At 71.5% G+C, this 14,390-nt stretch carries 6 protein-coding genes; 4 read left to right on the top strand and 2 right to left on the bottom strand.

Annotation, left to right across the window (positions count from 1 at the left end):
- Positions 1 to 43 precede the first annotated feature (43 nt).
- The gene (locus ACFVU7_RS02115) at positions 44 to 1,012 is read right to left on the bottom strand and encodes a phosphatase PAP2 family protein (RefSeq protein ID WP_388043854.1); all 969 of its coding nucleotides are present in this window, start codon (positions 1,010 to 1,012) and stop codon (positions 44 to 46) included.
- A 318-nt stretch (positions 1,013 to 1,330) separates the two neighbouring features.
- Between ACFVU7_RS02115 and pulA the strand changes: the two genes are divergently transcribed.
- From pulA to ACFVU7_RS02100, 3 genes are all read left to right on the top strand, one after another.
- Positions 1,331 to 6,865 carry a pullulanase-type alpha-1,6-glucosidase gene (pulA, locus tag ACFVU7_RS02110; protein WP_388043851.1) on the top strand — a complete coding sequence of 1,845 codons (5,535 nt, stop codon included), beginning with the start codon at positions 1,331 to 1,333 and terminating at the stop codon, positions 6,863 to 6,865.
- Between the two features lie 629 nt (positions 6,866 to 7,494).
- The gene (locus tag ACFVU7_RS02105) at positions 7,495 to 9,828 is read left to right on the top strand and encodes a M4 family metallopeptidase (RefSeq protein ID WP_375874041.1); all 2,334 of its coding nucleotides are present in this window, start codon (positions 7,495 to 7,497) and stop codon (positions 9,826 to 9,828) included.
- A gap of 337 nt (positions 9,829 to 10,165) precedes the next feature.
- Positions 10,166 to 11,902, top strand: coding sequence for a carbohydrate-binding module family 20 domain-containing protein (locus ACFVU7_RS02100; protein ID WP_388043848.1), 1,737 nt, complete (start codon positions 10,166 to 10,168; stop codon positions 11,900 to 11,902).
- A 70-nt stretch (positions 11,903 to 11,972) separates the two neighbouring features.
- Here the strand turns inward: ACFVU7_RS02100 and ACFVU7_RS02095 are convergent, their stop codons facing one another.
- Positions 11,973 to 12,716, bottom strand: coding sequence for an SDR family oxidoreductase (locus ACFVU7_RS02095; protein WP_388043846.1), 744 nt, complete (start codon positions 12,714 to 12,716; stop codon positions 11,973 to 11,975).
- A 465-nt stretch (positions 12,717 to 13,181) separates the two neighbouring features.
- On the opposite strand from ACFVU7_RS02095, the gene ACFVU7_RS02090 reads away from it, so the two are divergent.
- Positions 13,182 to 14,240, top strand: coding sequence for an alpha/beta hydrolase family protein (locus ACFVU7_RS02090; RefSeq protein ID WP_079271752.1), 1,059 nt, complete (start codon positions 13,182 to 13,184; stop codon positions 14,238 to 14,240).
- Positions 14,241 to 14,390: the final 150 nt, after the last annotated feature.

The following is a 14,390-nucleotide window of genomic DNA, read 5'->3' as shown; positions in this document are numbered from 1 at the left end:
TACGCGAAAGGGGCCCCGGTCGGGGCCCCTTCGAAGACGGGCGCTAGCGGCGCGCGCTGCTGATCGCGGGCTCGCTCCACTGCTCCGGGACGGTGATCGGCCGGTCGGCCGGCGTCTCCCGGGCGGGCACCTTCGGCAGCCGGTAGACCCACTCGTGGTACATCCAGCGGGCGGTGAGGAAGCCCACCATCAGGCAGAGCTCGCCGCCGACGGCGTCCATCCAGAAGTGGTTGGCGGTGGAGACGATCACCACCAGGGTGGCGGCCGGGTACATCAGGCCGAGCACCCTGACCCAGGTGCGGCGGGCCAGGAAGAAGATCGCCAGGCCGCACCACATCGACCAGCCGATGTGCATCGAGGGCATGGCCGCGTACTGGTTGGAGACGTGCGCGGCGGGCCCGGAGGCCATCGAGCCCCAGGTGCCGTGGACCTTCACGGTGTCGACGAAGCCGCCGTCGGTCATCAGCCGGGGCGGGGCCAGCGGGAAGAAGTAGAAGCCGACCAGGGCGATCCCGGTGGTCACGAACAGCACCGTGCGGGCCGCGACGTAGCGCCCGGGGTGGCTGCGGTAGAGCCAGACCAGCACGCCTATCGTGATCACGAAGTGCAGGGTCGCGTAGTAGTAGTTCATCCCCGTGATGAGCCACCCGACGCTGTCCACGGCGTGGTTGATCGAGCGCTCGACGGCGATGCCGAGGTGGTGCTCCAGGTCCCAGATCCAGCTCGCGTGCTTCTGGGCTATCGCTTCCTGTTCGGGAACCGCGTTGCGCACGATCGAGTAGACCCAGTAGCTGATCCCGATCAGCGCCAGCTCGAACCAGATCCGCGGCCTGGCCGGTGAGCGGCGCTGGGCGCTGATGCGGCTGCGCAGGGCGGCGGTACGGGACTGGGCGGCACGGGTGGCTCCATCGGGCAGGCGGCCGGGGACGGCCTTCGCTGCTTCGGAACCGCCACCGCTGGCCGCGTCGGCGCGCCGTACGTCGCCTCGCTGGATCTCGGTCGGTTCCCCCATGGACGGCAAGTCTGCCAGACCGCTCGTAGCCGTCTGCTCATCCTCTGGAAGTGGATTCTTCACCGGCTGTCCCCCTTGAGGGGTAGGGGCCGGCGCCCACCGGGGTAGGGGGTGCTCGGGGGTTGGGTGCATACCGGTGGGACGGACATACGTCCCATTGTCACGCGCGTCGCTCCAGGGGAGTAATCGGGGTGGTCGGAGACGGTCCTCCACCTGGAACTTCCGGCGACGAAACGATTTCTGCATCTTGCTGAAACATATTGCAGGCCGCTAGCTTCCTGGGAAATCGATCGCCCCTTCCCCCTAAGGGAGCCCTCAGTGGCCGATGCCCCGCTCCGCCCCCGACGGAGCACTGCCGAACGAACCCCTGGCCGCCGCAGACCCCCGGGCCGCACGGCCGTCCTGCTGGCCGCGGCCCTGACCGCCGCCACCCTCGGCAGCGCCCCCGCGGCCCTCGCCGCCGCCCCGCCTGCCCCGCCCTCGGACGCCGCGCTGGCGGCCACCGCCGGGCGGCACGACCTCACCCGGGAGCAGTTCTACTTCGTCCTGCCCGACCGCTTCGCCAACGGCGACACCGCCAACGACACCGGAGGCATCACCGGGGGGCGGCTGGAGAACGGCTTCGACCCCGCGGACAAGGGCTTCTACCACGGCGGCGACCTGGCCGGGCTGATCCAGCGGCTCGACTACGTCCAGGACCTCGGCACCACCGCGATCTGGCTGGCCCCGATCTTCAAGAACAAGCCGGTGCAGGGCAGCGGGGCCGACGCCTCGGCCGGCTACCACGGCTACTGGATCACCGACTTCACCCAGGTCGACCCGCACTTCGGCACCAACGAGCAGCTCAAGGAGCTGATAGCCAAGGCGCACGCCCGCGGCATCAAGGTCTTCTTCGACGTCATCACCAACCACACCGCCGACGTCATCGACTACGCCGAGAAGCAGTACGGCTACCGCTCCGCCGGCGCCTACCCGACGCTCGACGCGGACGGGAACCCGGTGGACGAGACCGCCGTCGCCGACGCGGGCGCCCCCTGGCCGCGGACCACCAAGGACTCCTTCCCCTACACCCCGGTCTTCCGCACCCCGGCCGACGCCACGGCCAAGACCCCGTCCTGGCTCAACGACCCGGCGCTCTACCACAACCGGGGCGACTCGACCTTCGTCGGCGAGTCCGCCACCGAGGGCGACTTCAGCGGCCTGGACGACCTCGACACCCAGAACCCCAAGGTGGTGAAGGGCTTCGAGAAGGTCTACCAGCAGTGGGTCAAGGACGCCGGCGTGGACGGCTTCCGGATCGACACCGTCAAGCACGTCAACATGGCGTTCTGGCAGCAGTGGGCCCCCGCGCTCAAGGACTTCGCCGCCAAGCAGGGCAACAAGAAGTTCTTCATGTTCGGCGAGGTCTACTCCGGCGACCCGGCGGTCACCTCGCCGTACGTCACCAAGGGCAGGCTCCAGGCCACCCTGGACTTCCCGTTCCAGGGCGCGGCCCGCTCCTACGTCTCGCAGGGCGGCTCGGCGCGCGGCCTCGCCGACGTCTACGCCCAGGACTACCGCTACACCAGCGCCGACACCGACGCGTACGAGCTGCCCACCTTCCTCGGCAACCACGACATGGGCCGCTTCGGCTCCTTCCTGCTCGCCGACAACCCGGGCGCCGACGACGCCACCCTGCTCAGGAAGGACCGGCTCGGCAACGAGCTGCAGTTCCTCACCCGCGGCCAGCCCGTCGTCTACTACGGCGACGAGCAGGGCTTCACCGGCGCGGGCGGCGACAAGGACGCCCGGCAGGACCTGTTCGCCTCGAAGACGGCCTCCTACAACGGCGACCGGGTGCTCGGCGGCCCCTCTGGCCCGGCCGACCGGTACGGGCAGGGCGGCGAGCTCTACCAGGGCATCGCCGGACTGGCCAAGCTGCGCCGCGACAACCCGGCCCTGGCCGACGGCGCCCAGATCGAGCGGTACGCCGCCGACGGCGCCGGCGTGTACGCCTTCTCCCGGATCGACGCCGGGCAGCAGGTCGAGTACCTGGTCGCGGTCAACAACGCCGCCGAGGCGAAGACCGTCACCCTGGACACCTTCTCGGCGGGGATGGGCTTCGACCCGGTCTACCCGGCGGCGGGCGCCCGCGTCACCAGCGGCGCCGACCGCAAGGTGACGGTCACCGTGCCCGCGCTGTCCTCGCTCGTCCTCAAGGCGGGCGGCCGGCTCTCGCCGGTGGCCGCCGCGCCCCAGCTCTCGGTGCAGCCGCCCGCCGACGGCTCGACCGGGCTCGTCACGGTCGGCGCCACCACGGACGGCGGCTTCAACCGGGTGAGCTTCGCAGCCCAGATCGGCAACGGGCCCTGGCAGACCCTGGGCACCGCCGACAACGGCGGGTACAAGGTCACCCAGGACCTGGCCGCCGTCGCCCCCGGCACGGTGGTCCGCTACAAGGCCGTCGTCCGGGACTCCAGCGGCCACCTGCGCTCCGCCACCGCGAGCTTCACCACCGGCACCCCCGCGCCCAAGCCCGCGCCCACCGCCGGCTCCCGCCCGTACGCCGTCGTCCACTACAACCGGCCGGACGGCGACTACGACGGCTGGAACCTCTACGCCTGGGGCGACCTCGCCGACGGCGAGGCCACCCCGTGGCCGGCCGGGCACGCCTTCACCGGGCGGGACGCGTACGGCGCCTTCGCGTACGTGAAGCTCAAGCCCGGCGCCTCGGACGTCGGCTTCATCGTGGAGAAGGACGGCGTCAAGGACGTCGACGCCGACCGGCACCTCGACGTCGGCAGCACCGGCGAGGTGTGGCTGAAGCAGGGGGACGCGACCGTCCGCACGGCGAACCCGGGACCGCCGGCTGGGTCGACCGGTCCTGGCCAGCCGGCGAACACCGCCGTCATCCACTACAACCGGGCCGACGGCGACTACGACGGCTGGGGCCTGCACGACTGGACCGGCGCCGCCACCCCGACCGACTGGGGCAAGCCGCTGACCCCGGCCCGCCGCGACGCCTTCGGCGCCGTCTTCGAGGTGCCGCTCGCCCCCGGGGCGACCAGCCTCAGCTACATCCTGCACAAGGGCAACGACAAGGACCTGCCCGCCGACCAGTCGCTGGACCTCGCCGTCAACGGCAAGGAGGTCTGGGTGCTCGGCGGCCGCGAGGGCTACCTGCTGCCGCAGAACCCGGCCGCCTCCTCGCAGATCGACCTCACCGGCGCCAAGGCCCAGTGGATCGACGCGAGGACCGTCGTCGTCCCGGCGAACTACGGCGCGGGCGACGAGGCCCTGGCCGGCGGCACCAGCGCCCAGCTGGTCTACGACCCCGAGGGCGGCATCCGGGCCGACAAGGGCGCGCTGACCAAGCCCGGCAAGTGGCTGCGGCTCACCCCGGCCAAGGGCGGGCTGACCGACGCGCAGAAGGCCGAGTACCCGCACCTGGCGGGCTACCGGGCCTTCACCGTGGACCCCAGGGACGCCGCCCGCGTCCCGGCCGCACTCCGCGGCCAGCTGCTGTTCACCGAACACCTGCCCAGCGGCGCCGTCCTGGCCGGCACCGGGGTGCAGACCCCGGGCGTGCTGGACGACCTGTACGCCGGGCGGACCGGCAAGGTCGACTTCGGCCCGGCCTACTACAACGGCAAGGTGGCGCTGTCGCTCTGGGCACCGACCGCGCAGGAGGTCTCCGTCCAGGTCTTCGACAGCGCCACCGGGGGCACCCCGAGGACGCTGCCGCTGAAGCTCGACGACGAGACCGGCGTCTGGGAAGTCGTCCGCGACAAGGGCGAGTTGGACGGCCGGTACTACCTGTACCAGGTGAAGGTCTGGGCGCCGTCCACCCAGCAGCTGGTGGTCAACACCGTCACCGACCCGTACTCGGTGGCGCTGTCCACCGACTCCCGGCGCAGCCTGGTCGCCGACCTCGACGCCAAGGCGCTCAAGCCCGCGGGCTGGGACGACCACGCCCGCCCGCAGGCCGTCCCGCCGGCGCAGCAGCAGATCCAGGAACTGCACGTCCGGGACTTCTCGGTGGAGGACCCCACCGTCCCGGCCGCCGAGCGCGGCACCTACCTGGCGTTCACCGAGTCGGACTCGGCCGGCATGCGGCACCTGCGGGACCTGGCCAAGGCCGGGGTGACCACGGTCCACCTGCTGCCGACCTTCGACATCGCCACCGTCCGGGAGAACCGGGCCGACCAGAAGCTGCCGGCCTGCGACCTCAAGTCCCTTCCGGCGGACGGCCCGAAGCAGCAGGAGTGCGTGGCGGCCGTGGCCGCCGACGACGCGTACAACTGGGGCTACGACCCGCTGCACTACAACGTGCCGGAGGGCTCGTACGCCACCGACCCGAACGGGGTCGCCCGCACGGTGCAGTTCCGGCAGATGGTGCAGGCGATGCACGCGGCCGGGCTGCGGGTGGTGCTCGACGTGGTCTACAACCACACCGCCGCGAGCGGCCAGGCCGAGCACTCGGTGCTGGACAAGGTGGTCCCCGGCTACTACCAGCGGCTGGACGCCGACGGCAAGGTGACGGCGGACAGCTGCTGCGCCGACACCGCGCCCGAGCACGCCATGATGAACCGGCTGGTGGTCGACTCGGTGACGCTGTGGGCCCGCGAGTACAAGGTGGACGGCTTCCGCTTCGACCTGATGGGCCTGGACCCGAAGTCCACCATGCTGGACGTGCAGGCCGCGCTGCGGAAGATGACGCCGGACTCGGACGGCGTGGACGGGAAGAACGTGTTCCTCTACGGCGAGGGCTGGAACTTCGGCGCCGTCGCGAACAACGCCCGGTTCGAGCAGGCCACCCAGCAGAACATGGCCGGCACCGGCATCGCCACCTTCGACGACCGGATCCGGGACGCCGCCCGCGGCGGCAACTTCATGCTGAACTCCGCCCCGCAGCAGGGCTTCGCCTCGGGCCTGTACACCGACCCGAACGGCTCCGCCGCGAACGGCACCCCGGAGGAGCAGAAGGCCCGGCTGCTGCACCAGATGGACCAGCTGAAGGTCGGGCTGACCGGCAACCTGGCCGGCTACTCCTTCACCGACAGCTCCGGAAAGCCCGTCACCGGCGTCCAGGTCGACTACAACGGCGCCCCGACCGGGTACGCGGCCAAGCCCGGCGAGGCGGTGGAGTACGTGGACGCCCACGACAACACCGACCTCTTCGACGCGCTCGCGTACAAGCTGCCGACCGGCACCGCGCCCGCCGACCGGGCCCGGATGCAGGCGCTCGGGCTCTCGCTGACCGCGCTCACCCAGGGCGCGGGCTTCGCCCAGGCCGGCAGCGACCTGCTGCGCTCCAAGTCGCTCGACTCCAACTCCTACGACTCGGGGGACTGGTTCAACGCGATCCACTGGGACCCGGCCCAGGGCAACGGCTGGGGCCGCGGCCTGCCGACGGCGAAGGACAACCAGGAGCAGTGGCCGGCCGCCCGGTCCCTGCTGGCGAACCCGGAGCTGACCGTCGGCGCGGCCGACATCCGGTCGGCCTCGGCGCAGTACCAGGAGTTCCTGCGGATCAAGCAGTCCTCGCCGCTGTTCTCGCTGCCGAGCCTGGCCGCCGTCCAGCAGCGGCTCTCCTACCCGCTCTCCGGCACCGCCGGTGAGGCGCCCGGGGTGATCACCCTGCACCTGGACGGCACCGGGCTGCCGGGGGCGGAGAAGGGCGTCACGGTGGTCTTCAACGCCACGCCCACGGCGCAGGCGCAGACCGTGCCGGCGCTGAAGGGCACCGGCCAGGCGCTGCACCCCGTCCAGGCGGGCGGGGCGGACCGGGTGGTGCAGCGGTCCGGCTTCGACGCCGCGACCGGCACCTTCACCGTGCCGGGCCGCACCGTGGCGGTGTTCGTCCAGCGCTGACCCGCCGTCGCCGACCGGTCGGCACCGGTTCGTTCCGGCGCCGACCCGTCCGACACTGATTCGTACACCCCGACAACTCCCGGGCCCCGTACCACTGTTCAGGTGGTGCGGGGCCCGGTCGCGGTCGGCGGGGGCACGGTTGCGTTCCGGACGCGCGATGGCCGGAAACCGTTGATGGCACGGCCGGAACTGTGACGTGCCGGGTCTGCCGGGCGCTGTCGGCCACCCGCCGGGGCCGGAACCGGCCCTGAGTGCTGGTCACCGACTGCCGGTGGTGATCGAACTTTGTCCGGGGCCATGAAAACCGTGTTCACGAGTTCGTCGTGGGGTAACACAACTGACGGAGCGCCCTCCATACGGTTTCGGTAATGAATCGGCCAATCCGTGGCATGCATCTGTCATTAACGGCTCGTTTGCTGCCACGATTCCCCCGGCTGTAGACGAGGGGACCCCACCCCCCGGTGCAGCTGTTCCAGTTCAGGTGCAGCGCGTCCGACCCTGCAACGAGTTGTGAGCACCGCATCCGCACTCCCGTCGCACCCGGCGGGGGCCCCCACTGCGCCGCGACCCCGCGGCTCAGGTTTCTCTCCACCGTGCGCGACCCAGCGCCGGTCGGAAAAGGAGTCCGCATGTCCCGTTACGCTCACGCACGGAAGGCGGCGGTTGTCATGGCCGCCTCCACCGCGCTGCTGGTCACCGGCATACCGGTGATCGCCCAGGCGGCCACGCCGGACGCGCCGGCCGCCGTCGCGGCCCAGCAGGCGAACCGCGCCCAGCTGATCTCCGCCGCGAACCAGCAGACCACCAGCCTCGCCCAGAGCCTCGGGCTGAGCGGTGAGGAGAAGCTGGTCACCAAGGACGTCTTCCAGGACGCGGACGGCACCCGCCACCTGCGGTACGAGCGCACCCTCAACGGACTGCCCGTCCTGGGTGGGGACCTGGTGGTGCACCAGGCGCCCACCGGTGCGACCAAGAGCGTTGACCGGGCCAGCACCGCCCCGCTGAGCGGTGTCAGCACCACGCCGAAGCTGGCCGCCCCGGCCGCGCAGACCGCCGCGCTCGCCGCCGAGCAGGGCACCGCGGTCGACACCGCGCCGCGCCTGGTGGTCTGGGCCGCGGACAACAGCCCCCGGCTGGCCTGGGAGACCGTCGTCTCCTCAACCAAGTCCGACGGCACCCCGAGCAAGATGCACGTCGTCACCGACGCCACCAGCGGCCAGGTCATCCAGCAGTGGGACGGCATCGAGACCGGCTCCGGCAAGGGCGTCTTCGTCGGCAACGTCACCATCGGCACCACCCAGTCGGGTTCGTCGTACCAGCTGAAGGACGGCACCCGCGGTGGGATGTACACCACCAACCTGAACCACGGGACCTCGGGCACCGGCACGCTGTACAGCAAGTCCACCGACACCTGGGGCGACGGCACCGTCAACAACGGCGAGTCCGCCGCGGTCGACGCCCACTACGGCGTCGCGGCCACGTGGGACTACTACAAGAACACCTTCGGCCGCAACGGCATCCGCAACGACGGTGTCGGCGCCTACAGCCGCGTCCACTACGGCAACAACTACGTGAACGCGTTCTGGGACGACTCCTGCTTCTGCATGACGTACGGCGACGGCAGCAACAACACCGCGCCGCTGACCGAGCTGGACGTCGCGGGCCACGAGATGAGCCACGGCGTCACCGCGGCCACCGCCAACCTGACCTACTCCGGCGAGTCCGGCGGCCTCAACGAGGCCACCTCGGACATCTTCGGCACGATGGTCGAGTTCTACGCCAACATCCCGACCGACAACCCCGACTACCTGATCGGTGAGTTGATCAACATCAACGGGGACGGCACCCCGCTGCGCTACATGGACAAGCCGTCCAAGGACGGTGCCTCGGCCGACTACTGGTCCTCCACCGTCGGCAACAAGGACGTCCACTACTCGTCCGGCGTCGCCAACCACTTCTTCTACCTGCTGTCCGAGGGCAGCGGCGCGAAGACCATCAACGGCGTCAACTACGACTCGCCGACCCAGGGCAACATCGCGGTCACCGGCATCGGCCGGGACAAGGCGGCGGCCGTCTGGTACCGCGCGCTGACCACCTACATGACCTCCAGCACCAACTACGCCGCGGCGCGCACCGCGACGGAGAAGGCGGCCACCGACCTGTACGGGGCCGGCAGCGCCGAGCTGGCCGCGGTCGGCACCGCCTGGGCGGGCGTCAACGTCGGCACGGCGCCCAACCCGGGCGGCGTCACCGTCACCAACCCGGGCAACCAGTCCACCGCCGTCGGCGGCGCGGTCAACCTGGCGATCAAGGCCACCGGTGGCACCGCCCCGCTGACCTACTCGGCCACCGGCCTGCCCACCGGCCTGTCGATCAACGCCTCCACCGGCGCGATCACCGGCACCGCCTCCACCGCGGGCACCTACAACGTGACCGTCACGGCGAAGGACTCGGCCGGCAAGACCGGTACGACCAGCTTCACCTGGACCGTCTCCACCGGTGGCGGCGGCTGCACCCCGGCCCAGCTGCTGGGCAACGAGGGCTTCGAGTCGGGCACGGCCACGCCGTGGACCGCGTCGAGCGGTGTGGTGGACAGCAGCGCCTCGCAGGCGGCCCACAGCGGCTCCTGGAAGGCGTGGCTGAACGGCTACGGCTCCACCCACTCGGACTCGCTGTCGCAGACGGTGAGCATCCCGGCCGGCTGCAAGGCGACGCTGAGCTTCTGGCTGCACATCGACACCGCCGAGTCGGGCACCACCGCGTACGACAAGCTGACCGTCTCGGTGAACGGCACCGCGCTGAAGACCTACTCCAACGTGGACGCCGCGGCCGGCTACCAGCAGCGCACCTTCGACCTGTCGGCCTACGCGGGCCAGACGGTCACCGTGAAGTTCGCCGGGACCGAGGACGCCTCGCTCCAGACCAGCTTCGTGATCGACGACACCTCCGTCCAGACCGGCTGAGCCCGGGCCGGCTCCTGACGGGCCGGTGAACCAGGACAGGTGAGGGGCCCGGCGGCTACGGCTGCCGGGCCCTTGTCGTGCCCGCCCCTCCTGGCCCGGCCCCGGCTCGTCCTCGGCTTCTCCTCGGCTCCTCCCGGGTCTGCTCCCGGGCTCGCTCCCCGGCTCCTCCTCGGCTTCTCCCGGGCTTTCGACCAAGGTCTTGACGGCCCCCGCGGGTGCCTCTAGGTTCGGCGCTGCAAGTTTCCGGCAAGTTGCAGAAACTTCCTGCAGTTCCCCTGCGGCCCTTCCGCAGGCTCCCCCTCCGGCTGCCCCACCCCAGCCACCCCCAGGAGACGACGTGGTCACCACCGCCCCCGCCCGCCGGCCCGCCCGCGCGGCCGGTGCGCTCGCCGCCTCGGCGGCGCTCGCCCTCTCGCTCGGCACCTCCCTCGGTGCCCCCGCCGCCCAGGCCGCCCCGCCCGCCAACAACGGCAAGGACGTCACCGCCACCCTCTTCGAGTGGCGCTTCGACTCCGTCGCCCAGGCCTGCACCTCCACCCTCGGGCCCAAGGGCTACGGCTTCGTCGAGGTCTCCCCGCCACAGGAGCACATCCAGGGCGCGCAGTGGTGGACCTCCTACCAGCCGGTCAGCTACAAGATCGCCGGACGGCTCGGCGACCGCACGTCCTTCAAGAACATGGTCGCCACCTGCCACGCGGCCGGGGTCAAGGTGATAGCCGACGCGGTGGTCAACCACATGTCGGCGGGCTCCGGCACCGGCACCGGCGGCACCGCGTACACCAAGTACAACTACCCCGGCACGTACCAGGACCAGGACTTCCACGGCTGCCGCCAGCCGATCACCAACTACCAGGACCGCGGCAACGTCCAGAACTGCGAACTGGAGAACCTCTCCGACCTGGACACCGGCAGCGCGTACGTCCAGACCACCATCGCGCACTACCTGGACGACCTGGCCTCGCTCGGCGTCGACGGCTACCGGATCGACGCCGCCAAGCACATCGCCGCCGCCGACCTCGCCGCGATCAAGGCCAGGATGGCCAACCCCAAGGCGTACTGGGTCCAGGAGGTCATCTACGGCGCCGGCGAGCCGGTCCAGCCCACCGAGTACACCGGCACCGGCGACCTGGACGAGTTCCGGGCCGGCACCGACCTCAAGCGGATGTTCACCACCGACAAGCTCGCCAACCTCAGCGGCTGGGGCGCCTCCTGGGGATACCTGCCGAGCGGCCAGGCGCGCACCTTCGTCGACAACTGGGACACCGAGCGCAACGGCTCCACCCTCAACTCCACCTACGGCAACACCTACACGCTCGCCAACGTCTTCCTGCTGGCCTCGCCGTACGGCGCCCCCAACGTCTACTCCGGCTACTCCTTCGCCAACAAGGACGACGGCCCGCCGAACGGCGGCACCGTCAACGCCTGCTACCAGGACGGCTGGAACTGCACCCACGCCTGGCGGCAGATCGCCAACATGGTCGGCTTCCGCAACGCGGTGGCGGGCACCGGGGTGAGCAACTGGTGGTCCAACGGCGGCAACGCGATCGCCTTCGGTCGCGGCGGCAAGGGCTACGTCGCGATCAACCACGAGGGCGCCGCGATCACCCGGACCTTCCAGACCGGGCTGCCGGCCGGCACCTACTGCGACGTCCAGCACGGCGACCCGCAGGCGGGCGGCGGCTGCACCGGCCTGACCTACCAGGTGGGCGCCGACGGGCAGTTCACCGCGACGGTCGGCGCGGGCGACGCGGTCGCGCTGTACGTCCAGCCCGGCGCGAGCGTCTCCGGCGCCTCGTTCAACGTCAACGCGACCACCACGCCCGGGCAGAACATCTACCTGGTCGGCGACGCCGCGGCGCTCGGCGGCTGGGACCCGGCGAAGGCGCTGCCGCTCTCCTCGGCGGGCTACCCGGTCTGGTCGCTGGCGCTGTCGCTGCCGGCCGGCACGTCCTTCCAGTACAAGTACGTCCGCAAGGACGCGAGCGGCGCGGTGACCTGGGAGTCCGGCGCCAACCGGACGGCGACCGTGCCCTCGGGCGGGACGGTCACGCTGAACGACACCTGGCGGCCGTGAGGCCGGAGCGGACCGGGGCCCCGTCGGCATCGACCGGCGGGGCCCCTCCCGCGGCCCTCCGGGCCGGGGTTCAGCCCCGCCCGATGTAGGGCATGGCCGTCGCCATCACGGTGGCGAACTGCACGTTGGCCTCCAGTGGCAGCCCGGCCATGTGCCGTACGGTGCGCGCCACGTCGGCCACGTCCATGGTCGGCTCGGGGGCGATCCGGCCGTCCGCCTGCCGCACGCCCGCGCCCATCGCCGCCGTCATGTCGGTCGCCGCGTTGCCGATGTCGATCTGCCCGCAGGCGATCCGGTACGGGCGGCCGTCCAGCGACAGCGACCTGGTCAGGCCGGTCACGGCGTGCTTGGTCGCGGTGTAGGCGATCGAGTGCGGGCGCGGGACGTGCGCGGAGATCGAGCCGTTGTTGATGATCCGGCCGCCCTGCGGGTCCTGCTCCTTCATCCGCCGGAACGCGGCCCGGGCGCAGAGGAAGGCGCCGGTCAGGTTGAGGTCGACCACGGCCCGCCAGTCCTCGACCGCCAGCTCGTCCACCGGGACGGCCGGGCCGAAGGCGCCGGCGTTGTTGAACAGCAGGTCCACCCGGCCGTGGCGCTCGGCGGCCGTGGCGAACAGCGCGTCCACCGCGGCCGGGTCGGTGACGTCGGTCGGCACCACGTCGGCCGGGCCGGCGCAGAGCGCGGCGGTCTCCCGCAGCGGTCCGGACCGGCGGCCGGCCAGCACCGTCCGCCAGCCGTCCGCGGCCAGTTCCACCGCCACGGCCCGGCCGACGCCGCTCCCGGCTCCGGTGACGACGGCGATCCGCTGGTTCATGGCACCCTCCTCGATGACTGTTCCCGGTCGGCCCCGGCCTGGGCGTGCCCTGGGCATGGCCTGGGCACAGCCTGGGCAAGGCCTGGGCGTGCCTTGGAGATCTTCGCGGATCCGGGGGCCGCCGTCACTGGTCGAAGCCGCCGAGGAGCTGGTCGAATCACCAGAATCCGGATGATTCGACGGGGCTCCGACGGCCACCCCCGCCGACCGGCCCCCGCCGACCGGGGGGACGGGTGAAGGCTTTTACCTGATCGCGAACAAACATTGGATTTCCGGTGGCCACCGCGCAACCGGGCCACCCCGGCCTACGTCATAAGATCGCAGGAAGGCGCACCCCCGCGAAGGGGCGACGCGCCATCACTCCGGGGGACGCGCCAGCGCTGTGCCCTCGGGCATGTCCGGCCCCACCGGGGGGCCGCCGCCCGGTCACGGACCGGGCGCGACATCGGTCGGAGAGTCCTCACCGTGCTTAGGCAGTCGTCCCGTTCCCGCGCCGTCCTGTCCGGCGCCGCCGTGCTCGCCCTGGCCGCCTCGCTCGCGGCCTGCGGGAGTTCCGGCGGTGGGAAGGGGGACAGCGCCACGGCGAGCGCCGGCGCGACCGGCGGCAGCTCGTCGGGCAGCCCGAGCACCACCGGCACCGGCCAGCCCGCGACCGGCAGCGCGACCCCGGCCGCCGCCTCCGGCAAGGTGCTGATGCCCACCGGGCCCGCCGCCGCCCTCAGCAAGTCCCGGGACACCGGCGCCGGCCCGATCATGATGACCAAGGTGACCGGCGCGAAGTCCGGCGTCACCGGCCAGGTCTGGGTCTGGCTGCCGCCCGAGTACAACGACCCCAAGTTCGCCAAGACCGGCTTCCCGGTGCTCACCCTGTTCGCGGGCGGCCAGAGCAACGGCTACAACACCTGGACCGACAACCAGCTGCCGATCCAGGAGGAGAACGAGCGGCTGGTCAAGGAGGGCAAGTCCCACCCGTTCATCATGATCATGCCGGTGCAGAACTTCAACGGCGACGAGAAGAACGCGCTGGACTGCTCCGACATCCCGGGCCAGGCCAAGATGGCCACCTGGATGGCCGAGGACCTCCCGGACTTCGTCCGCGCCAACTTCCGCACCGTGAAGGGCCGCGACGGCTGGGGCGTGATGGGCGCCTCCACCGGCGGCTTCTGCAGCGCCAAGCTCGCCCTCCAGTACCCGCAGGTCTACAAGGCCGCGGTGCCGATCGACGGCTACTTCATACCGGACTCGGGGCTGTGGAAGGGCCACGACGCGGAGAAGGCCGCCAACAACCCGGACGTGCTGGTCACCCAGGGCAAGGCGGACGTGAGCATGCTGGTCACCGCGGGCGGTGCCAACCCGTACGAGACCAAGGTGGTCAAGAGCTGGGTGGAGAAGGCGGTGCCGCCGGTGAACCTCCAGTACCACGAGCAGCCCGGCGGCAAGCACCTGACCTCGGACTTCAAGAAGATGATCCCGGACACCCTGGTGTGGCTCACCGCCCACCTGGCGGGGCCGGCGGCCGACTGAGGCCCCTGCTCCGACCTGTTTCCCACCTGCTCCCACCGCTGCCGCCGGTGCCGGGACGCGTTCGCGCTCCCGGCACCGGCGGTTCTGCTTCCGGAGGGTCTGTGCGCGGGCCTTCCCGCGGTTCTTCCGCGGGTCTTCCAGCGGCTTCCC

Origin of the sequence: Kitasatospora sp. NPDC058046, from assembly GCF_042885595.1 — a bacterium.
Lineage (GTDB): Bacteria > Actinomycetota > Actinomycetes > Streptomycetales > Streptomycetaceae > Kitasatospora.
This window is presented reverse-complemented; position numbering and strand designations above follow the sequence as displayed.